The organism is Micromonospora sp. A202 (assembly GCF_006715105.1).
Lineage (GTDB): Bacteria > Actinomycetota > Actinomycetes > Mycobacteriales > Micromonosporaceae > Micromonospora > Micromonospora zamorensis.
On sequence record NZ_VFMP01000001.1, the window covers coordinates 589,179 to 611,200 of the forward strand.

Genomic DNA, 22,022 nt, shown 5'->3' on the forward strand with positions numbered 1-22,022 from the left:
GGCGCGTTTCTGACGCAAACCTCTTGATCACTGGGTCAGTCCGGGGGTCGTGGGCCGGTGGCCGTGGGGGAGTCGGCACGTACGATGGACGGGTGACTGAGGCTGAGGCGACTCCCCGGACCGGCAAGCGCGTGCTCCTGGCGAAGCCGCGCGGCTACTGCGCTGGCGTCGACCGTGCGGTGCAGACCGTCGAGGAGGCGCTGAAGCTCTACGGCGCCCCGATCTACGTGCGCAAGCAGATCGTGCACAACAAGCACGTCGTGCAGACCCTGGAGGCCCAGGGTGCGATCTTCGTGGAGGAGAACGAGGAGGTGCCCGAGGGGTCCACCGTCATCTTCTCCGCGCACGGTGTGGCTCCCGAGGTCTACGAGCAGGCGAAGCAGCGCTCGCTGAAGGCGATCGACGCGACCTGCCCGCTGGTCACCAAGGTGCATCACGAGGCGAAGCGGTTCGCCGCCGAGGACTACGACATCCTGCTCATCGGGCACGAGGGGCACGAAGAGGTCATCGGCACCGCCGGTGAGGCCCCCGCGCACATCCAGCTGGTGGACGGCCCGGACGGCGCCGACAAGGTCACCGTCCGCGATCCGGAGAAGGTGGTCTGGCTGTCCCAGACCACGCTGTCGGTCGACGAGACGCTGGAGACGGTCGCCCGGCTCAAGCAGCGACTGCCGCTGCTCCAGTCGCCGCCCAGCGACGACATCTGCTACGCCACCTCCAACCGGCAGCACGTGGTCAAGGAGATCGCCCCCGAGTGCGACGTGGTGATCGTCGTCGGCTCGACGAACTCCTCGAACTCGGTCCGCCTGGTCGAGGTCGCCGTGGACGCGGGTGCCCGTGCCGGTCACCTGGTCGACTTCGCCCACGAGATCGACGACGCCTGGCTGGAGGGGGCCACCACGGTCGGTCTGACCTCCGGCGCGAGCGTGCCGGACGACCTGGTCCAGGACGTGCTGACCCACCTCGCCGCACGGGGCTTCGCCGACGTCGAGGAGATCACCACCGCCAACGAGCGGCTGATCTTCTCGCTGCCGCAGGAGCTGAAGCGGGACATGAAGGCCGCGGCGGCGCGCGGCTGAACACGGGAACGAACTCGGACCGGCGTACGTCAGATCAGCCATGAGGACATTTCGGCTCGCCGTTCCCGTGCTGGCCGTCTGCGTGGCGCTGAGTGCCTGCGGCAGTCAGGACACCGGAGGCGGCACACCCAGCCCGACCCCGACGGGAGCGCAGCCGGTGACCAGCCAGCCCACGCCCGACCCGACTGCCCTGCCGCCGACCGTCGACCCCACCCCGCCCTCGGGCCCGAAGACTCCGAAGCCACCGAAGCCCGGCGGCCCCAGCACGCCCCCGGGTGTGGGTGCCACGACCCTGACCGGCACCGTGCAGGGCGGCGTGGAGCCCAACTGCGTGCTGCTCGACGGCTACCTGCTCGTCGGCGGTCCGCGTGACGTGCTGACGCCCGGTGCGCGGGTCGAGGTCACCGGTCGGGCCGAGCCCGGCATGATGACCACCTGCCAGCAGGGCACCCCGTTCGTCGTGACGGCCGCCCGCCCGACCTGACACCTCCGAACGCGAAGGAGCCCGCCCCGAACTCGGGGACGGGCTCCTTCGGTGTTGCGGACGGATCAGTTCACGGCGACGGCCGGTGCGGTGAACGTGCCCAGCGAGGCGGACGCACTCTCACATGACTGACTAGCGGGCCGAGACCTCGCCGGCCGGGTCGGCCAGCTCAGGCGCCTGCGGCTGCCGGGGCGCCAACTCGACCTGCGGGGGCGTCGCCAACTCCTCGTCCGACACTCCCATCTCGGCGAGCTTTCGGGCGCTGACCAGCACCCGCGCCTCCAACGAGCCGACCGCACGGTTGTACGCGGTCACGGCGCCGGCCAGCGACGACCCGAGCTTGCCGACGTGGTCGCCCAGAGTGGAGAGCCGCCCATACAGCTCCCGGGCGAGGGTGTGCACCGCGAGGGCGTTGCGGGCCAGCGCCTCCTGCCGCCACGAGTAGGCCACAGTGCGGAGCAGGGCGACCAGTGTGGCCGGCGTGGCCAGCACCACGTTGCGGGTGAAGGCGTGCTCCAGCAGCGACGGGTCACGCTGGAGGGCGACGTCGAGGAACGGGTCGGCGGGGACGAACAGCACCACGAAGTCGGGCGAGTTGTCGAACGCCGACCAGTACGACTTGGCGGCCAGCGCGTCGACATGCCCGCGCAGGTGGCGGGCGTGCGCGTCGAGGTGGGTATCCCGGCCGCGCTCGTCGCGGGACTCCATGGCCGTCAGGTACGCGTCGAACGGCGCCTTGGCGTCCACCACCACCGACCGGCCGCCGTGCAGCCGGACCACCAGGTCGGGGCGGACAACCTGCCCGTCGTTGTCGGCGGTGACCTGCTCGGAGAAGTCGCAGTGCTCCAGCATCCCGGCCGCCTCGACGATCCGGCGCAACTGGTGCTCGCCCCAGCGGCCCCGCACCTGTGGTGCCCGCAGCGCCGCCACCAACTGTTTGGTCTCGGTGCGCAGCTCACCGGAGACGGCGCTCATCGAGCGCACCTGTTCGCGCAGCTCGGCGTACGCGTCGACCCGGTCGTGCTCCAGCTCGGCCACCCGCTGCTCGTAGCGGCGCAGGGAGTCGTGCAGCGGGGCGACCGCGCGGGCCACAGCCTCCTGGGACTGCGCGGTCGCCTCGTAGCTCAGGGCCCGCATGGACTGCTCCAGCCGGCCCTCACCCTCTCGGGTGGCGGCCAGGGTGGCATCGAGGCGGGCGATGTCGGCCGCCGAGCGGGACCGGGCCGCGAGCCAGCCCACCGCCCCGCCGGCGCCGAGGCACACGATCACCACAAGCAGCGTCGAGACGTCCATCACCGGAGCTTGCCAGACGGATATGACGCGACACCCGGGGGTACGTTCGATGACATGGAACTTGTGCTCTGCCTCGCTGTCGTGCTGGTCGGCGCACTGGGCGCCGCAGCGCTCATCCGCGCCCAGGCCGGCGCCCGCAGGCGTACCGAGCTCGGCGACGCCCGCGCGGAGGCGCAACGGTGGTACGAGCGTCTCGGCGGCCAGTTGATGAACCTGCAGGGCGAAGAGCCGGCGGTCCGCCAGGCGCTGGCCGACGCCGGTGAGCGCTACAACGCGGCCGGCTCACAGCTGGAGCAGGCGCGTACGGCACACCAGTTCACGCTGGCTCGGGAGACCGCCCTGGAAGGGCTCGCGTACATCCGGGCGGCGCGTACGGCGTTGGGCATCGACCCGGGCCCCGAGGTGCCGGCGCTGGCCGCCGCCCGTGGCGTGGGCCAGCTCACCAAGGAGCGCGAGGTCGACGTGCAGGGGCAGACGTTCCGGGCCGGCCCCCAGCCCGGCCGGGAAACGCCCTACTACTACCCGGGTGGGCGTTATCAGGGTCGGCCGGTGCCGGCGGGGTGGTATTCGACGCCCTGGTGGAAGACGGCGCTGGGTGCCGGCGCCGGTGTGCTCGGCGGCATCCTGATCGCCGACGCGCTGTTCTCGCCCGCCTTCGCCGACCCCGGCTACGGCTACGACGCCGGCTACCAGGAGGGCTTCGGTGACGGCGTCGACCAGGGCGGGGACGTCGGCGACCAGGACTTCGGCGGCGGCGCCCAGGGCGGCGGCGATTACGCCGGTGGCGGCGACTACGCGGGCGGCGATTTCGGTGGCGGCGACTTTGGTGGCGGAGACTTTGGTGGCGGCGGCGGCGACTTCTGACCTGCCCCCGATCCCCGCCCCCAACCCGGTCGATCATGGAGTTGTGGTGCCTGCTTCGCCCTTTCTGGCGGCTTTTGCGGGACACCACAACTGCATGATCGACGCGGCTGGGTTGGTGGCCTGATTTGCCGTTCGGGTCGATCAGCCGGTGTTGCGCATTCCGGCGGCGATGCCGTTCACCGTCGTGAGCAGCGCCCGCTCCAGGGCGGTGCCGTCGCTCGGCGCACGTCGGCCACCCGGAGCGGTGGCCACCGCCCGCCCGGCAGCCCCGGACTCCCGGTACTGCCGCAGCAGGGCCACCTGGAGGTGGTGCAGCGGCTCCAGGTAGGTGTCGCGGACGGCCAGGGTGCGCTGGAGCACCGGCGAGTTTTCCAGCAGGGCCGGTGAGGCGGTGACCGCCAACAGCTCCCGCTTGGTCAGCTCGTACTCCTGCTCGATCTGCTCGAAGATCGGGTGCAGCTTCTTCGGCACCAGCGTCTCGACGTACCGACGGGCGATGCTCAGGTCGGTCTTGGTCACCATCATCTCGACGTTCGACAGGAACGTGCGGAAGAAGTGCCAGTTACGGTGCATCTCGGCCAGCACGTCAGCCAGTCCGGCCTCACGCGCGGCGGCCAGGCCGGAGCCGACGCCGAACCAACCCGGCACGATCTGCCGGGTCTGCGTCCAGCCGAACACCCACGGGATGGCCCGTAGACCGGACAAGCCCGCGCCGGTGTTCGGGCGCTTCGCCGGCCGGGAGCCGATGTTGAGTGCGCCGAGCAGCTCGGTTGGGGTGGACGCCCAGAAGTACGCCGGCAGGTCCGGGTCCTCGACGAGCGACCGGTAGGAGCGGAACGCGGACTCGGAGACCACGTCCATGGTCGCGTCCCAGCGTTCCAACATCTCGGCCGGTTGCCGGGGCGCGGTGTGCAGCAGGGTCGCCTGGAGCACCGCCGCGAGGGTGAGCTCCAGGTTTTCCCGGGCCAGTGACGGCAGGGTGTACTTGTCGGAGATCACCTCGCCCTGCTCGGTCACCTTGATCGCGCCGTCCATCGTCCCGTACGGCTGGGCCAGGATCGCCTCGTGCGTCGGCCCGCCGCCACGACCGACCGTGCCACCCCGTCCGTGGAACAGCCGCAGGTGCACCCCGTGCCGGGCCGCCACGTCACGCAGCGCGCGCTGCGCTCGGTGGATCGACCACTGGCTGGTGGTGATCCCGGCTTCCTTGTTGGAGTCGGAGTAGCCGAGCATGACCTCCTGCACGTCGCCTCGGGCGCTCACCAACGCCCGGTAGGCGGGCAGCGACAGCAGCTCGTCGAGGAGCTCACCGCCGGCGTTCAGCTCGGCCGGGGTCTCCAGCAGCGGCACGAACCCGACCCGGGCCCGCCCACTGTGCACGTCCACCAGGCCGGCCTCGCGTGCCAGCACCACGGCGGCCAGCACGTCGTCGACACCCAGGGTCATCGAGATGATGTACGACTCGATCACCTCGGAGCCGAACCGGTCCTGTGCCTCCCGGATGGTGCTGAACACGTCGAACGTCTTACGGGTTGGCTCGGTCAGCGCCGTGTCCACTGTGGACAGCGGCCGGCGGCCGGTCAGCTCGTCGGCGAGAAGCTTGGTGCGCTCCAGGCGGGTCAGCGCCGGATAGTCGGAGACCTCGCCGACGGCCTCGTAGAGCTGGGCGAGCACCGCGTGGTGCGCCTCGGCGTGCTCCCGGACGTCCATCGTGGCCAGGTGCAGGCCGAACGCGGACACCGTACGGATGGTGGAGGCCAGCCGGCCGACGGCGGTGAGCTGCCCGGAGTTGCGGGCCAGCGAGGCGCGCAGCAGATCCAGGTCGGCGATCAGCTCGGCGGAGCCGCGGTAGTCCCGGCCCGGTACGTGCGCGGTGCCCTGGCGCAACCTCTGCCGGGTGTTGGCGAGCTTCGCCTTCACGCAGCGTGCCTTGAGCCGGTACGGCTCCTCCGCGTTGACCCGCCGGAACCGCGTCGCCACCTCGGGCAGTGCGTCCAGGTCGGCGGCGAGGCTGGCGGAGAGGTCCAGGGAAACCCCGCGCAGCCGGCGGGAGACCGACACCTCGTTGATCAGGTGGTCCATGGCCTTCTCGGTGGCCGCGATGCCGTGCTCGTGCTGGATGGTCAGCACCTCACGGGTGACCGCCGGGGTGACGAACGGGTTGCCGTCGCGGTCACCGCCGATCCAGGTGCCGAAGCTCAGCGGCCGGGCCGTCGGTGAGGTCTCCACACCGAGGGTGCGCAGCGTGTCGGCCAGGTCGTCGAGCACCTGCGGAGCGGCCTCGGCGTACAGGTCGCGCAGGTAGTAGATGGCGTTGCGGGCCTCGTCGGTCGGGTCCGGCCGGTCGAGTCGCAGCTCGTCGGTCTGCCACATCAGGTCCAGCAGCTCGGCCAGGCGGCGGTTGGCGGGGCCCTCGTCGCTGGCGCCGTAGAGGATCGCGTTGGCGGTCTCGGTGTCCAACTCGTCGGCGATCGCCCGCAGCTTGGACAGGATCGAGCGGCGGGCCGCCTCGGTGGGGTGCGCGGTGAAGACCGGACGGACCGCCAACCGGCGGGCCGCGTTGGCGATCTCCTCGGCGGGCACCCCGCGCTCGGCGATCATCTTGGCCGCCTGGTCCAGCCACCCGCCCTGCACCGCTCGGCGGCGGCGCAGATCCCGTGCGCGGTGCACCTGCTCGGTGATGTTGGCCAGGTGGAAGTAGGTGGAGAAGGCGCGCGCCAGCTTGGTGCCGGTGGTCACGTCGAGCCCGCCGAGGCGCTGGGCGGCCGCCGGTGCGTCGGTGCGGACCTGGGCGCGGATCTCCTCGACGAGGTCGAGCAGTGGGCGACCCTCCTGGCGGGCCAGCGTCTGCCCGAGCAGGGTGCCGAGCCGGCGGATGTCGGCACGCAGCGCGGCATCCGGGCCGTCGTGGTCATGCTGATCGGTCACGGTGCGCTCCCTTACGTGGGTACGAAGGACAGCGCTGTCCGACTCACTGGATGGTATCCGCGTGCACCGGATGTCTGGAGGACCCCCGGGCGATCCAGTGCCCCTGGAACGGTGTTTTCGGACGTGATCTCAACCACCGTCGCCGGCGGGAGCGGGGCCGGGGCGGGTCGGGCCGGAGTCGGAGGTGACGGCCCGGCGACCGCGGACGAGGCTCGCGCCGAGCAGACCCAGCCCGCCGAGCACCGCCCAGAGCGCGAGGGCGAAGGCCGGCCAGCCGGCCGATCGCCAGTCGAAGTAGACCGCCGCCTTGCTCAGGTCGTTGGCGAGGCCGGGGATGTTCCACCGGTGCATGCCGCGCAGCACGCCGGGCAGAAACTCGGGCGCGTAGATGCCGCCGGAGCCGGGGTTGCCGAGCACCACCAGAAGCAGGATGACCAGCGCGGTGCCCGCGACGCCGAGCCAGCCCTGGATGGCGCTGGCGAACATCGCGGCGGCGAAGACGGCCAGCGCGCCGATCGCAGCGATCGTCGGTACGTCGTGGTGCCAGATGTTCAGCACCGGTCCGACCACGACCGCGCCGGCGATGCCGAGCAGCACGCTGTAGACGGCCAGGGCGGCGATGCGCAGCCCGGCCCGCCGCACCGTGCGTGGGGTGGTGCCGGCGGATATCCCGAGCACTGTCGAGGCCAGGTAGCCGCCGAGCACGTAGCCGACGTTCAGGTAGAAGGGCACCACCCCGCGCGGGTCGGCCGAGGTGACCGGCACCTCGTCGACGACCTGTAGCGGGGTGCCGCTGCGGGTGGTGGCGGTGGTGAGCACCTCCTTGATCGCGCTGGTGGCGGAGGGGCCGGAGGCGCTCGCGATGGTGAGGAGCAGGCCGTTGTCGGGGCCGGTGCTGAGCACGGCGTACACCGCGCGGCTGAGCAGCCCGTGCTCGGCGGCGCTCGCGTCGTCGTACCCGACGGATTTGATGATGTTGGTCTGACCGCGCACGGCGTCGAGCGTCGCCTGGGCGCGCTGGTCGCCGAGGGCGACGCCGACCGGCAGATCGCGGGGTGTGGGCTGATGCAGTGCGCCGACGTAGGCCGCGATGAACGCGGTGGCGAGCACCAGGGTGCCGAGAAGCAACCCGATGCTGCGCGGCGCCCAGTCCCGGCCTCGGCCCTGCGATGCGGTGTCCACGTTGTGAGCCTATGGCTGGTTTTGTGATCGGCAGGGCGGAAACCGGTTGGCCGGACCGTTAGCGTTCGATCATGGTGTCGCTGAAATACCCGCCCAAACCCCGGCCTGGCGACCGGGTCGCGGTCGTCTCACCCTCCGCCGGCCTGCCAGCCGTCTTCCCCCACGTGTACGAGTTGGGGCTTCGCCGGCTGCGCGAGGAACTCGGCCTGGAGCCGGTGGAGTATCCGACCACCCGGGTCCTGGGGGCCGACCCGCGCGACCGGGCCCGCGACCTGACCGCAGCCTTCGCCGACCCGAGCATCACCGCGGTGCTCGCCACGGTCGGCGGCGACGACCTGATCACGGTCACCCCGCACCTCGACAATGACGTGCTGCGGGCCAACCCCAAGCCCTACTTCGGCTACTCCGACAACACCAACGTGCTCAACCACCTCTACCGGCTGGGCATCGTCGCCTACCACGGTGGGTCGGTGCTGGTGCATCTCGGCCGGCCCGGCTCGCCGCACCCGCTGACCTTCGCCTCGCTGCGCGCGGCCCTGTTCACCACCGACTGGTACGAGTTGACGCCCGCCCATGACTGGGGGGACCGGCCGAACCCGTGGACCGAGCCGGAGACGCTGGCCCACGAGCCGGAGATGCTGCCCGGCGCGGGTTGGCGCTGGCAGGGCCCGCAGCGGGAGGTGCGGGGGCGCACCTGGGGCGGCAACCTGGAGATCCTGCACTGGTTGCTGGCCACCGACCGGGTGCCCACCGCCGCCGAGCTGGACGGGTCAGTGCTTCTCGTCGAAACCTCCCAGGAAATGCCCGGCGCACAGGAGGTGTTTCGGATCGTGCGGAACATGGGGGAGCGGGGCCTGCTCGCCGCCTTCCCGGCCATCGTCGTCGGTCGCCCCAAGGCCTGGGACTTCGACAAGCCGCTGTCAGTGCCGGAACGGCAGGCGTGGGGCGACGCCCAGCGGGAGGCGATCACCCGCGCGCTCGCGCCGTACAACCCGGACGTGGTGGTGGTCTTCGACGTCGACCTCGGCCACACCGACCCGCAGTTGATCATCCCGTACGGCGGGGAGATCCGGGTGGACGCTGTGGCGCGCAGGATCTCGGTGCGCTACTGACCGGCCGACCGCGCGTTGCCGCTGCGGGTGGCGTCAGGGGTTGACGGCTGCGCGTTGCCGCCGCGGTCGGAGGCGTCAGGGGTTGACGACGGCGAAGGCCCGGACCGGGAAGGTGCCCATGCCGGCCACCCTCGGTGGGGCTGCGGTGAACCGGAACCCCGTCGGGGGCAGCGCGTCCAGGCCGGTCAGGTGCTCCACGATCGGGATGCCGCCGGCGAGCAGCGTGCTGTGCGCGGGGCGCTGCCCTCCGGCCGCCGGGCTCATGTCGTCGATGTTGATCGAGTCGATGCCGACCAGGGTCGCGCCCGCGTCAACCAGCGCCTGGGCTGCGTCCCCGGTCAGGTACGGCGCCTCCGGCGCGCCGTACCGCTCGGTGCCGAAGTGCGCATCCCACCCGGTGTGCAGCAGGACCGCGCGCCCGGCCACCTCGTACGGGGCCAGCATCAACCGGTCCACGGCCCGAACGCCGGCCGGCACCCGGACCACCACCCCGGGCAGGTCGGCGAGGTTGTCCAGCGACACCCCGGTCAGGTCGTCGCCGCCGGCCCAGCGATGGGCGGGAGTGTCCACGTACGTGCCGGTGTTGGCGATCAGGTCGATCTGCGCCACGCGGAACTCGGTGCCCGGCGCGTACCGCTCGCGGGATGCCGCGAACGTCAGCCAGTCGGTGATCCGCGGCCCCGGCCAACCCGGCAGGGTGATCATCCCGTCGCTGATCACGTGGCTCAGCTCGACCAGCCTGCGGGCGGGCGCCGGCCGGTCAACGGCAACGCCCCGGCCGCCCTTGTGCGGTTCTTCGATGATCGTCTTCGCGCTGATCCGCACCTCGGCGACCATCAGCAACCCAAGGTGCCGGACGAACAACGCCGCCAGGTCGTCGTCGCTGATCTCCTGACCGGGGATGTCCAGCCGGAACCCCTCGGTGCGCAGCCCGCCGCCGTTGGCGAAGCTCACCTCCGCGTCGAACTGTGCCCGCCACTGCTCATCCACCCCGAAACCCGACCATGTCAGAAGCCCGCCGGTCAAGATCTATCTCCCGTTTCCGACCGCCTCGGGCTGCCGGGTTCGGGCTCCCGCCCCGAGATCCGCACAACATCAGGGAAAGTGCTGCCTCCCGCGCCCCGGAAGCAGCAACTTCCCCGAAGTTGCGTGGATCTTGGGGTGGTTCACGGGCCCGCGCGGGCGTGGCGCGGGCCTGGGTTGAGGGTGCGGGTCGTGGGGGTGTGGGGCGTGGGGGTGTGGGGCGTGGGGGTGGGCCGTGGGGGTGTGGGGCGTGAGGCGCGGGCCTGGGCTGAGGGTGCGCGGCGCGGGGTGCGGGTCGTGGGGGTGTGGGCCGTGGGGGTGTGGGCAGTGGGGGTGTGGGCAGTGGGGTGTGGGGCGCTGACCTGGGCGAAGGCGGCGTGCGCGGGCTTGGGTGCGGGGCGTGGACCTGGGTCGAGGGGGTGCGCGGGCGGGGTGCCGCGCGCCGCGCGGCGTGGACCTGAGCGGAAGGGGGTGTGTGTCGGTGGACGGGGATAGGCTTGTCGTCGTGCACCCCCCGTCCGGCTGGACGAGGGGCCGCCGTCGTGTGCGTCGATCCCCGGGAAGGATTCCCTTGCTCACCGGTCTGTTCTCCGCCGCCCTGGCCGACCCCGGGCTGACCCGGGCGCGTGACCTGGCGCGCTCCGGTGCCGCCCAGGTCGACGGCCTCGACATAACCGCCCCTGCGGCGTTGCGCCCATTCGCGGTCGCTGCGGTCGCGGCCGACCCCGACGGCACCGGGGGTGGGGCCGGGCGACCCGTGCTCGCGGTGACCGCCACCAGCCGGGAGGCCGACGACCTGGCCGCCGCGCTGGGTGGGTTGCTGCCGGCGGAGCAGGTGGTGGTCTTCCCCTCCTGGGAGACGCTGCCGCACGAGCGGCTGTCGCCACGCTCGGACACGGTGGGCCGACGGCTGGCCGTGCTGCGCCGGTTGGCGCACCCGGAGGCTGCCGACGCGCACGGGAGCGCCGGGCCTCTGCGGGTGGTCGTGGCTCCGGTCCGTTCGCTGCTCCAACCGCAGCTCAAGGGGCTCGGCGATCTGGAGCCGGTGCAGCTCGCCGCCGGTGAGGAGGCCGACCTGGAGGAGGTCGCCCGCCGGCTGATCGACATGGCGTACGCCCGGGTCGACCTGGTCACCAAGCGCGGCGAGTTCGCCGTGCGCGGCGGCATCCTGGACGTCTTCCCGCCCACCGACGAGCACCCGTCCCGGGTCGAGTTCTGGGGCGACGAGGTGGAGGAGATCCGCACCTTCGCCGTCGCCGACCAGCGGACCATCGAGCAGGTTCCGCTGCTGTGGGCACCGCCCTGCCGGGAGTTGCTGCTGACCCCGGAGGTCCGTGACCGGGCCGCCGCGCTGGCCGAGCAGCACCCCGAGTTGGCGGAGATCCTCGACAAGCTGGCCGAGGGCATCCCGGTGGAGGGGATGGAGTCGCTGGCGCCGGTGCTGGTCGGTCCCGACTCGCTGGAGCTGCTGCTGGACGCGATGCCGTCCGGCACCCACGTGCTGCTCTGCGACCCGGAGCGCATCCGCACCCGGGCGCACGACCTGGTGCGTACCTCGGAGGAGTTTCTCCAGGCCAGCTGGGCCGCCGCTGCGGTCGGCGGCCAGGCCCCGGTGGACGTCGGCGCCGCCGCCTTCCGCACTCTCGGCGAGGTGCGCGCCACAGCCGGCAAACTCGGCCAGCCGTGGTGGACGCTGTCCCCGTTCGGGCTTGTGGACGACCCTCATTCGGTCCGGAGTGCCGGCTCCCGGCGCGGAGGCCGAATTATGGTCGAGGCGGAGACCGCGGAGACGCGGCAGCCCTGGGAGGACGCGCCGGAGCAGGCTGCGGTCACCCCGGACGACGCCATCGCTGTGACCCTCGCCGCCCAGCCGGCCCCGCTCTACCACGGCGAGACCAGCCGGGTGGTCGACGACCTCAAGCGCTGGGCCGGCGAGGGCTGGTCGATCGCGCTGGTCTTCGAAGGCCACGGCCCCGCCCAGCGGGCGGTGGAGGTGCTGCGCGACGCCGGGCTGGGCGCCCGGTTGACCGAGGAGGTGCCGACTGCGCCGGTCGCCGGTGAGCTGGTGGTCACCTGCGGTGCGCTGAGCAGCGGGTTCGTCGACGAGGCGTCCCGTTTCGTGCTGTTGACCGGCAACGACGTGACCGGCGGTCGGGGCACCTCGACGCGGGACATGCGCAAGATGCCGAGCCGGCGGCGCAACACCATCGACCCGCTGGAGCTGAAGGCCGGCGACCACGTCGTGCACGAGCAGCACGGCATCGGCCGCTACGTCGAGCTGGTGCAGCGCACCGTCAACGGGGCCAGCCGCGAATACCTGGTGATCGAGTACGCGGCCAGCAAGCGTGGTCAGCCCGGCGACCGCCTGTTCGTCCCCACGGACCAGCTCGACCAGCTCTCCCGTTACGTGGGCGGCGAGCAGCCGACACTGCACAAGATGGGCGGCTCGGACTGGCAGAAGTCCAAGGCCCGGGCCCGTAAGGCGGTGCGGGAGATCGCCGCGCAGCTCATCCAGCTCTACGCCGCCCGCAAGGCGTCCAAGGGCCACTCGTTCGGCCCGGACACCCCCTGGCAGCGGGAGTTGGAGGACGCCTTCCCCTGGCAGGAGACGCCGGACCAGCTCGCCGCGATCGACGAGGTCAAGCGGGACATGGAGCAGACCGTCCCGATGGACCGGCTGATCTGCGGCGACGTCGGCTACGGCAAGACCGAGATCGCGGTCCGGGCGGCGTTCAAGGCCGTGCAGGACGGCAAGCAGGTGGCGGTGCTGGTGCCGACCACGCTGCTGGTGCAGCAGCACTACAACACGTTCGCCGAGCGGATGAGCCAGTTCCCGGTGGAGATCCGGCAGCTGTCGAGGTTCCAGACCCCGAAGGAGACCGAGCGGACGCTGGAGATGGTCGCCGACGGCACCGTCGACATCGTCATCGGCACCCACCGGCTGCTCCAGACCGCGACCCGGTTCAAGCAGTTGGGCCTGGTGGTCGTCGACGAGGAGCAGCGCTTCGGTGTCGAGCACAAGGAGCACCTGAAGACGCTGCGCGCGTCGGTCGACGTGCTGAGCATGTCGGCCACCCCGATCCCGCGCACCCTGGAGATGGCGATCACCGGCATCCGGGAGATGTCCACCATCGCCACCCCACCGGAGGAGCGGCACCCGGTGCTCACCTTCGTCGGCGCGCAGGACGACCGGCAGGTGGCGGCGTCCATCCACCGCGAGTTGCTCCGCGACGGGCAGGTCTTCTACCTGCACAACCGGGTCGAGTCGATCGACCGGGCGGCGCGGCGACTGCGGGAGCTGGTGCCCGAGGCGCGGGTCGCGGTGGCGCACGGCCAGATGGGTGAGGACGCTCTGGAGAAGGTCATGGTCGGCTTCTGGGAGAAGGAGTTCGACGTCCTGGTCTGCACCACGATCGTGGAGTCGGGCATCGACATCCCCAACGCCAACACGCTGATCGTGGAGCGGGCCGACCTGCTCGGCCTGGCCCAGCTGCACCAGATTCGTGGCCGGGTCGGCCGGGGCCGGGAGCGGGCGTACGCCTACTTCCTCTACCCGCCGGAGAAGCCGCTCACCGAGCACGCCCACGAGCGGCTGGCGACCATCGCGCAGCACACCGAGTTGGGCGCCGGCATGTACGTGGCGATGAAGGACCTGGAGATCCGCGGCGCCGGCAACCTGCTCGGCGGTGAGCAGTCCGGGCACATCGAGGGCGTCGGCTTCGACCTGTACGTGCGGATGGTCGGCGAGGCGGTCTCCGCGTTCAAGGGTGAGCGGTCGGAGGACGAGCCCGACGTCAAGATCGACCTGCCGATCGACGCGCACCTGCCGCACGACTACGTGAGCGTGGAGCGGCTGCGCCTGGAGATGTACCGCAAGCTCGCCGAGGCGCGGGACGAGGAGCGGCTGACCGAGGTGGTCGCCGAGATGACCGACCGGTACGGCGAGCCGCCGGCCCCGGTGCAGAACCTGGTGGAGGTGGCCCGGTTCCGCCTGCTGGCCCGCCGGTACGGCCTCACCGACGTGTCGATGCAGGGCAAGCACGTGCGGTTCGGCCCGTTGCCGTTGCCGGATTCGAAGCAGATGCGGCTCAAGCGCTACCACCCGGACGCCGTCTACAAGCAGGCCACCGACCAGGTCAGCGTGCCTCGGCCGAGCACCCGTCGGATCGGCGGGGAGCCGCTGCGTGACCAGGCGCTGTTGCAGTGGTGCGCGCAGTTGCTCTCCGATGTGCTCGGTGCCCCCGCTCCGCTCGCCGTCGCGGCCGGGTCAGGTGCGGCCGGGTGACGCGCCGCGGTGAACTGGAAGCTCGGTGAGGTGGGGGCCGTCACAGCACGGGAGAGGGCATGAGAGAGTGACGGGCATGCGTGCTCGCCGTGTGATCGCCGCCGCCAGCGTCGCGGCCCTGGGTGTCCTCTCCCTCGCTGCCTGCGGTAAGTCCGCACCGGGGGTCGCCGCGTACGTCGGTGACACCACTTATTCGGTGCAACGGGTCGACGAGATCCACGCCGAGGCCCAGGCGAAGTACGAGACGACCGCCCGGGCGGCGTTCCAGCAGCAGAACGGGCCGTCCGCGTCTCCCTCGCCGGAGATGCTCCGGATCGACGCGACCCCACAGGACATGCTCAACCTGCTCGTCGGCATCGACCTGGCCAAGCGGATCGTCGCGGAGAAGAAGATCCCGGTCCAGGACCAGCTCAAAGCCGACGAGTTGGGCAAGAGTTTCGGAGCTCCTGGCTCCGAGTACGCGAAGCTCGCCGCTGACTGGTACAACCTCTTCCTCGCCCTCCAGGCGGGTCTGCCGCCGGCCGAGCTGACCGACGAGCTGCGGTCGGTCGTCTACGCCAAGATGGTGGAGGGCGAGGTGGCCCCGGCCGGCTGGACGGTCGAGCAGCAGCGTTCGGCGTTCGCCGATCCGGCCATCGCCCCGCAGGTGGCCGCGGTGGTGGCCCTCAGCGCGGCGTTCGAGGCAGAGGTGGAGCGGGAGGACGTCTCGCTCAACCCGCGCTACTCCGCGCTGGAGATTCCGGCCCTGCTCCAGGTGCCGAACGGGGGCTTCGGCAGGTACAGCCTTCCCTACCTGGAGAAGTCGGGCACCGTCACCGACATCTCCACCCCGGATCCGCTTCCGTCGGGTGCCAACCCGAGCGACGACGCAACGGCCCCGAGCGACGCGGCCACGCCCCCGAGCGACGAGGGCACGGCCAGCTGAGCATGTCGGCACGGATCGTCCTCCTGGTCACCTCACCCCGGTTGCCCGCCGGCCTGCTGACCTCCGCCGCCTGGGATGTCGTACGCCAGCACCCGGTGTTGACCGGCGCGGAGACCGAGCTGGTCACGGCCGTGCGCCAGGCGGGCGCCGAGGTCACAGTGGTGGACGGGCCGGCGACGCAGCCGTTGCTGGATGCGGTGGCGACGCACGGCACTGTGGTGTGGTTGGCCGGTCCGGCGGGCGACGAGGCGCTGGCCCGTGAGTTGGGTCTGCGGTTGGCCCGGCAGCCGGGGTTGGCCGAGATGGAGCTGATGTACGGCTCGTGGGATCCGCCGGGCGCCCGACTGCTCGACGCGGTGGCCGTGATGGACCGCCTGGCCTCCCCGGGCGGCGACCCGTGGAAACGCGCGCAGACGCACCGCAGCCTCGCCGGTTATCTGCTGGAGGAGAGCTACGAGGCGTACGACGCGATCAGCGCCGACGACACCGACGCGCTCCGCGAGGAGTTGGGTGACGTCCTGTTGCAGGTGGTGCTGCACGCGCGGCTCGCCGAGGAGTTGCCCGAGGACGAGCGGTGGACCATCGACGACGTGGCCGGTGGCCTGGTCGACAAGATGATCCGGCGCAATCCGCATGTCTTCGCGGGTGCCGAGGCGGGCACTCTGGAGGACATCACCGAGAACTGGGAGCGGATCAAGCGCGCTGAGAAGGCACGCGACTCGGTGCTGGACGGCGTGGCCCTGAGCCAGCCCGCCCTGGCCCTGGCCGCACAGATCCTGAAGCGCGCCGCCCGCAGGGGCATCGAGGTCCCACCGCCGTTGGCGGACACCCAGGTGGACGCCGAAGCAAGGTTGGGCGCGAGCCTCCTGGCAACGGTAGCGGCGGCCCGCGAGGCGGGCATCGACCCGGAAGCGGCCCTGCGCCGCGCCACCCTGGCCTACGCAGAGGCCATCCGAACCGCCGAAAGCCCACCCACCTAAACCCCCACCCCCCACCCCCCACCCCCCAGACCCGCGTTGATCATGAAGTTGTTGCCACGACACGCCGAGGTCGACGGCAATAACTTCATGATCGACGTAACAGGTGGCTGTGGGTGGGCCGGTCGGTAGGGTGGGCCGGGTGGAGGCGTTTGGGGTATTAGCTGAGCGGGTTGTCGAGGCACTGCTGGAGTCACGGCCGGGGGTTGCCACCGCTGCCGGGGACCACCGGTTCGACGACCGGCTGCCGGACCTGTCCGTCGACGCGCTGGCCGCCGACCGGGCGATGCTCTCCGACGCGGCCAACGCCCTGTCCGAACTGGACCCGGACTCGCTCGACGTGGAAGAGCAGGTCGACCACGCGCTGCTCAGCTCATTCGTGGACCGGGAGCTGTTCGAGCTGACCGAGATCCGGTCGCACGAGTGGGATCCGCTGCGCCACAACCCCGGCGCGCTCCTGCACCCGCTGCTGGCCCGCCCGTACGCCCCGGCGGAGGTGCGGCTGACCCAGCTGGCCGGCCGGCTCGCCGCCGTACCGGACGCCCTCGCCACCGCCCGCGCGACGCTGCGGGACATGCCGCGGATCCACGCGGAGACGGCGGTAGGCCAGTTCGCCGGCACGGCCGCGCTGATCCGCGACGAGCTGCCGCCGCTGCTCGCCCAGGCCCCGAGCGCCCTCGACCGGGTCGAGCCGGCGGCCACGGCGGCGATCGCCGCGCTGGAGGAGTTCGTCGCGTGGCTACGCGCCGGCCTGGCCGCCGACGGCGGCCCGGGGCGGGACCCGCGGCTGGGCCGCCGCCGCTGGGAGGCCCGGCTCTGGCACACCCTCGACACCGAGCTGGGCGCCGCCGAGATCCAGCGCCGCGCCTGGGCCAACCTGGACCGGGTCACCGCGGAGATCCGCGAGGCGGCCGTCGAGCTGGTCGGCGGCCCGGCCGACGACGCGGCCGTCCGCCGGGCGCTGGACGTGCTCGCCGCCGAACACCCGGACGACGCGACGATCGTCGACCTGGCGGGGGTGACCTTGGACGAGGCGACCGACTTCGTCCGCGCGCACGACCTGGTCACCCTGGTCGACGACCGGTGCGTGATCCAGGAGATGCCGGAGTTCGCCCGGGGTGTCGCGGTGGCCTACTGCGACGCGCCCGGCCCGTTGGAGACCGCGGCCGTGCCCACCTTCTACTGCATCGCGCCCACCCCATCGGACTGGCCGGCGCAGCGGGTGGAGTCGTTCTACCGCGAGTACAACGACCACATGATCCGCAACCTGACCGTGCACGAGGCGATGCCGGGGCACTTCCTCCAGCTCGCCCACGCCCGCCGCTACGTCGGTGGCACCCGGGTCCGGGCCCTGGCCGAGTCCGGCCCGTTCATCGAGGGCTGGGCGGTCTACACCGAGGAGCTGATGACCGGCCTCGGCTACGGCGGTCTGCCGGTGCGGTTGCAGCAGCTCAAGATGCAGCTCCGGATGACCATCAACGCCCTGCTCGACCAGTTGGTGCACGCCGACGACCTGCCAGAGGCCGACGCGATGGCGTTGATGACCGGGCGCGGCTTCCAGGAGGAGGGCGAGGCGGCCGGCAAGTGGCGCCGGTCGTTGCTCACCTCCACCCAGCTCTCCACCTACTTCGTCGGGTACAGCGAGATGGCCGAGATCGCCGCCGCCCGCCCGGTCGGCGTGTCGGTGCGCGACTGGCACGACGCGATGCTCGCCCACGACTGCCCGCCCCCGCGCCACCTGCGCACCCTGCTCGGGGTCTGAGCAACACCGGCGCCCGCGCCGGTCACCGCGTCCCGCCTCAAGCTCCGCACAACTTCTCGGATGTTGCTGCCTTCAGCGCCCCGGAGGCAGCAACTTCCCCGAACTTGTGCGGATCTTGAGACCGCGGTCACGATCCGCCTGGGCGGCGGTCCACGACGCCGGCGCCGGCCGGCGGGTCGAACGCGTCCTTGTCCACGGTCGCGGAGTAGCGGCTCAGCGTCAGCTCCATCGGCTTGCCGTCGACCGGCCCGGTGAAGCTGCCCAGCACGCCCTCAGTGGTCACGCAGGCGGTGAAGTCGCCGGACGAGCCCTGCACCTCGACGCAGGCGGCGTGGTGCCCTGCGACGGTGGTGTCGCTCTGCTTGATGACCGCCTGCGGGTCGAGAGCGGCGGCGGTCAGCAGCCCGATCACCACCGGCGGCGTGACCAGACCCTGCTGGTTGGCCTCACCGAAGAGGGTCACTGTGGGTTTGCCACCCGGGGTGGGCGGGGCGACGACCGTGCACTGCGGGCGGGCGCCGGTCGTCGTACACCGGGTGACGGCCTCGGGGGTGACGGTGAGTCGACCTCCGGGGTAGGTGTACGCGGAGCGGGCCGGGTCCTGCGCCTGCGCGATCGCGGCGCTCTGGCCGCCGGGCAACTGGTAGTCGGCCGAGTAGGTCAACTCCAGCGCGCGGTCGAGGCGGGCGGCGAGGTCGTTGACGAGTTCCGAGCGACCCATGGCGACTCCGGCGTCCTCGAATGTCTGACAGCCGGTGACCGTGAGCGACGCGATGACCGACACGGCGAGCATGCGGAGGGTGGTCGAGGCGGCGGGCATGGCGACCAGCCTGGTGGATACGGTCCGCGCAGCGCAAACCCGTTGCCGGTTGACGCCCGGAAATCCGGGAATGTCCGTCAGTGCGGGCCGACTCGGGTGCGCGGGCGACGCCGTGCCCGTTCGCGCCGCCCGATACGCTGCGTTCAACACCTGCCTCAGCCGCACCGTCGCGGCCCACCCACGGACCGGATCACAACAACGAGGAGCGACTCAGTGGCAACCATCGAGGGAATCGTCGCCCGGGAGATTCTCGACTCGCGGGGCAACCCGACGGTCGAGGTCGAGGTCGGCCTGGACGACGGCACGGTGGCCCGCGCGGCCGTGCCCTCCGGCGCCTCCACCGGCGCCTTCGAGGCGATCGAGCTGCGCGACGGTGACGCCGACCGCTACCAGGGCAAGGGCGTGGAGAAGGCGGTCTCCAACGTCGAGGACAAGATCGTCGACCAGATCATCGGGTACGAGGCCAGCGAGCAGCGGCTCATCGACCAGAAGATGCTCGACATCGACGGCACCGACAGCAAGTCGGAGCTGGGCGCGAACGCCATCCTCGGGGTTTCCCTCGCGGTGGCGAAGGCCGCTGCCGGCAGCGCCGAGCTGAGCCTCTTCCGTTACCTGGGCGGCCCGAACGCGCACCTCCTGCCGGTGCCGATGATGAACATCCTCAACGGTGGCGCGCACGCCGACTCGAACGTCGACATCCAGGAATTCATGGTCGCCCCGATCGGCGCCCCCACCTTCCGTGAGGCGCTGCGCTCCGGCGCGGAGGTCTACCACGCCCTCAAGTCGGTGCTGAAGAAGAAGGGCCTGTCCACCGGGCTCGGCGACGAGGGCGGCTTCGCCCCGAACCTGCCGACCAACGCGGCGGCCCTGGACCTGATCGCCGAGGCGGTCGAGAAGGCCGGTTACCGGCTGGGCACCGACATCGTGTTCGCGCTCGACGTGGCAGCCACGGAGTTCTTCGACAACGGCACCTACACCTTCGAGGGTTCCGCGAAGTCCGCCGAGGAGATGAGCAACTACTACACCAAGCTGGCCGGTGACTACCCGATCGTGTCGATCGAGGACCCGCTGGCCGAGGACGACTGGAGCGGCTGGCAGACGCTGACCGCCTCGATCGGCGACCGGGTGCAGATCGTCGGCGACGACCTGTTCGTGACCAACCCGCAGCGCATCGCCCGCGGCATCGCGGAGAAGTCGGCGAACGCGGTCCTGGTCAAGGTCAACCAGATCGGCTCGCTGACCGAGACGCTGGACGCGGTGGACCTGGCCCACCGGGCCGGCTTCAAGTGCATGATGAGCCACCGTTCCGGCGAGACCGAGGACACCACCATCGCCGACCTGGCGGTGGCCACCGGCTGCGGCCAGATCAAGACCGGCGCGCCGGCCCGCTCGGACCGCGTCGCGAAGTACAACCAGCTGCTCCGGATCGAGGAGGAGCTGGCCGACGCGGCGCGCTACGCCGGCGCCGGCGCGTTCCCGCGCTACCGTTCGGCCTGAGACGCGCGAAGCCTCGGGGGAGGGGTGTGACGATGCAGCAGCGCCGCACACCGGGTGGTCAGCGTCCCGCCCGCCGACCGGGTCAGTCCGGTCGGCCGGGTGGTGGCCGCGCCACGCGGGGATCGGTCCGGGAGGCCGGCGTACGCGCCGACCCCCGCGCCGCTGGTCGGGCGCCGGGTGCTGCCCGGGGCGCCGAGGGCGTTCGCTCGGCGAATCGTCCGGCCGCCGCTCGGCGTACCGCAGCCGGCGCAGGCGTGAAGCGGCTCGCCGCGCCCCACCCCCGTCGCTTCACCGGCCGGGCCACAGTGCTGTTCGCGGTCCTGATCGCGCTCGCGCTGGCCTACACGTACCCGGTCCGGGTCTACCTGGACCAGCAGGCCGACATCGAGCGGATGGAGGCGGCCCAGGCGGTGCAGGCGGCGGAGATCGCCAAGCTCGAGGCCGAGGCTGCCAACTGGAACGACGACGAGTACATCAAGACGCAGGCTCGGGAGCGGTTCTTCATGGGCGAGCCGGGCGAGAAGATGATGGTGGTGCTGCACGACCCGGAGGGCGCCGCCCGGGACGCCGGGAAGTCGGCCGGTTCGGCCGCCCCGGCGGGACCGTCGACCTGGTACGACACGCTCTGGTCGAGCGTGCAGGCAGCCGACAGCCAGCAGCCGGGCAAGTGATCCACCGATCGACGCACCAGGAGAGACCGTGACTGTCGTACCACCGTCGGAGCCGGCGGCGGATTCCGTACCTCTGCCGCAGCGGGAGCCGGCCACGGAGGCCGACCTGGCCGCGGTGGCCGCGCAGCTCGGCCGGACGCCCCGGGGCACCCGGGCGGTCGCCCACCGATGCCCGTGCGGCCTCCCGGACGTGGTGGAGACGACCCCCCGCCTCGCCGACGGCACCCCGTTTCCGACGCTTTTCTACCTGACCTGCCCCCGGGCCACCGCGGCGTGCAGCCGGCTGGAGTCGGCGGGGCTGATGAAGGAGATGGTGGACCGGCTGACGACGGACCCGGAGCTGGCCGCGCACTACCGTGCCGCGCACGAGGACTACCTCGCCCGCCGGGAGGCGGTCGGTGAGGTGCCGGAGATCGCCGGAATCTCGGCCGGCGGGATGCCGGGCCGGGTGAAGTGCCTGCACGTGCACCTGGGGCACGCCCTGGGCGCCGGCCCGGGCGTGAACCCGTTCGGCGACGAGACGTTGGCGCTGGTCGAGCCGTGGTGGTCGGCCGGTCCGTGCGTGGACGTCCCGGCGGGCGAATGAACGCGCCGGCCGAGTCCTCGGCGTCCGAGAGTCAGATCGTGGTGCGGCGGGCCCGCACCGGGGACGTACGGGGCATCCGGCGGCTGGTGGACACCTACACCGACGACCGTCGGCTGCTGAGCAAGGCCACCGTCACCCTCTACGAGGACGTGCAGGAGTTCCGGGTGGCGGTCCGCGCCGACGACGGCGTCGTGGTGGGCTGCGGCGCGCTGCACGTGATGTGGGAGGACCTGGCCGAGATCCGCACTGTCGCTGTGGACCCGTCCTGCCGGGGCCAGCGGATCGGGCACCGGCTGGTGGGGGAGCTGATCGACGCGGCCCGGGAGCTGGGCGTGGCCCGGATCTTCGCGCTCACCTTCGAGACGCGGTTCTTCGGCGCGTTCGGCTTCCAGGAGATCGACGGCGCACCGGTGCCTCGCCAGGTGTACGAGCAGTTGCTGCGCTCGTACGACGAGGGTGTCGCGCAGTTCCTGGACCTGGAGCGGGTCAAGCCGAACACGCTGGGCAACACCCGGATGCTGCTGCGCCTGTAGG

General features: G+C 71.8%; 17 protein-coding genes. 12 read left to right on the forward strand and 5 right to left on the reverse strand.

Going from position 1 to position 22,022, the window contains the following annotated elements:
* Nucleotides 1-92: 92 nt before the first annotated feature.
* Nucleotides 93-1,079 (forward strand): 4-hydroxy-3-methylbut-2-enyl diphosphate reductase, encoded by a 987-nt coding sequence (locus FBZ33_RS02880; RefSeq protein ID WP_088946220.1) that lies wholly within the window; start codon nt 93-95, stop codon nt 1,077-1,079.
* A 40-nt stretch (nt 1,080-1,119) separates the two neighbouring features.
* A complete protein-coding gene (locus tag FBZ33_RS02885; protein ID WP_088946221.1) occupies nt 1,120-1,563 on the forward strand; it encodes a hypothetical protein in 444 nt (147 codons plus the stop codon).
* Between the two features lie 132 nt (nt 1,564-1,695).
* Here the strand turns inward: FBZ33_RS02885 and FBZ33_RS02890 are convergent, their stop codons facing one another.
* Nucleotides 1,696-2,856, reverse strand: a complete 1,161-nt coding sequence (locus FBZ33_RS02890) for a DNA recombination protein RmuC (protein ID WP_141907901.1) — start codon at nt 2,854-2,856, stop codon at nt 1,696-1,698.
* A gap of 54 nt (nt 2,857-2,910) precedes the next feature.
* On the opposite strand from FBZ33_RS02890, the gene FBZ33_RS02895 reads away from it, so the two are divergent.
* Nucleotides 2,911-3,720, forward strand: a complete 810-nt coding sequence (locus tag FBZ33_RS02895; RefSeq protein ID WP_141907902.1) for a hypothetical protein — start codon at nt 2,911-2,913, stop codon at nt 3,718-3,720.
* Between the two features lie 141 nt (nt 3,721-3,861).
* Here FBZ33_RS02895 and ppc read toward each other — a convergent pair whose 3' ends face one another.
* Nucleotides 3,862-6,648 (reverse strand): phosphoenolpyruvate carboxylase, encoded by a 2,787-nt coding sequence (ppc, locus tag FBZ33_RS02900; RefSeq protein WP_141907903.1) that lies wholly within the window; start codon nt 6,646-6,648, stop codon nt 3,862-3,864.
* Between the two features lie 129 nt (nt 6,649-6,777).
* The gene (locus FBZ33_RS02905) at nt 6,778-7,830 is read right to left on the reverse strand and encodes a hypothetical protein (protein ID WP_141907904.1); all 1,053 of its coding nucleotides are present in this window, start codon (nt 7,828-7,830) and stop codon (nt 6,778-6,780) included.
* Nucleotides 7,831-7,901: 71 nt separating this feature from the next.
* On the opposite strand from FBZ33_RS02905, the gene FBZ33_RS02910 reads away from it, so the two are divergent.
* Nucleotides 7,902-8,942, forward strand: a complete 1,041-nt coding sequence (locus tag FBZ33_RS02910; protein ID WP_141907905.1) for a S66 peptidase family protein — start codon at nt 7,902-7,904, stop codon at nt 8,940-8,942.
* Nucleotides 8,943-9,017: 75 nt separating this feature from the next.
* Here the strand turns inward: FBZ33_RS02910 and FBZ33_RS02915 are convergent, their stop codons facing one another.
* Nucleotides 9,018-9,932 carry a cyclase family protein gene (locus FBZ33_RS02915; RefSeq protein ID WP_141907906.1) on the reverse strand — a complete coding sequence of 305 codons (915 nt, stop codon included), beginning with the start codon at nt 9,930-9,932 and terminating at the stop codon, nt 9,018-9,020.
* Between the two features lie 604 nt (nt 9,933-10,536).
* On the opposite strand from FBZ33_RS02915, the gene mfd reads away from it, so the two are divergent.
* From mfd to FBZ33_RS02940, 4 genes are all read left to right on the forward strand, one after another.
* A complete protein-coding gene (gene mfd, locus FBZ33_RS02925; RefSeq protein ID WP_141907908.1) occupies nt 10,537-14,250 on the forward strand; it encodes a transcription-repair coupling factor in 3,714 nt (1,237 codons plus the stop codon).
* Between the two features lie 76 nt (nt 14,251-14,326).
* Nucleotides 14,327-15,175 (forward strand): hypothetical protein, encoded by an 849-nt coding sequence (locus FBZ33_RS02930; RefSeq protein WP_141907909.1) that lies wholly within the window; start codon nt 14,327-14,329, stop codon nt 15,173-15,175.
* 2 nt (nt 15,176-15,177) lie between these two features.
* A complete protein-coding gene (locus FBZ33_RS02935; protein WP_141907910.1) occupies nt 15,178-16,155 on the forward strand; it encodes a nucleoside triphosphate pyrophosphohydrolase in 978 nt (325 codons plus the stop codon).
* A 139-nt stretch (nt 16,156-16,294) separates the two neighbouring features.
* On the forward strand, nt 16,295-17,914 hold the full coding sequence (locus tag FBZ33_RS02940; protein WP_141907911.1) for a DUF885 domain-containing protein: 1,620 nt from the start codon (nt 16,295-16,297) through the stop codon (nt 17,912-17,914).
* A 127-nt stretch (nt 17,915-18,041) separates the two neighbouring features.
* On the opposite strand, the gene FBZ33_RS02945 is transcribed toward FBZ33_RS02940, so the two are convergent.
* Nucleotides 18,042-18,734, reverse strand: a complete 693-nt coding sequence (locus tag FBZ33_RS02945; protein ID WP_141907912.1) for a hypothetical protein — start codon at nt 18,732-18,734, stop codon at nt 18,042-18,044.
* 213 nt (nt 18,735-18,947) lie between these two features.
* Between FBZ33_RS02945 and eno the strand changes: the two genes are divergently transcribed.
* Genes eno through FBZ33_RS02965 form a run of 4 tightly spaced genes read left to right on the forward strand, consistent with a single transcriptional unit; the run spans nt 18,948 to nt 22,021 of the window.
* Nucleotides 18,948-20,231 (forward strand): phosphopyruvate hydratase, encoded by a 1,284-nt coding sequence (gene eno / locus FBZ33_RS02950; RefSeq protein WP_088946234.1) that lies wholly within the window; start codon nt 18,948-18,950, stop codon nt 20,229-20,231.
* A gap of 32 nt (nt 20,232-20,263) precedes the next feature.
* A complete protein-coding gene (locus FBZ33_RS02955) occupies nt 20,264-20,902 on the forward strand; it encodes a septum formation initiator family protein (RefSeq protein WP_099857014.1) in 639 nt (212 codons plus the stop codon).
* Nucleotides 20,903-20,930: 28 nt separating this feature from the next.
* A complete protein-coding gene (locus FBZ33_RS02960) occupies nt 20,931-21,488 on the forward strand; it encodes a DUF501 domain-containing protein (protein WP_141907913.1) in 558 nt (185 codons plus the stop codon).
* Nucleotides 21,485-22,021, forward strand: coding sequence for an amino-acid N-acetyltransferase (locus FBZ33_RS02965; RefSeq protein WP_088946236.1), 537 nt, complete (start codon nt 21,485-21,487; stop codon nt 22,019-22,021). The genes FBZ33_RS02960 and FBZ33_RS02965 overlap by 4 nt, the downstream gene beginning before the upstream one ends.
* Nucleotide 22,022: the final 1 nt, after the last annotated feature.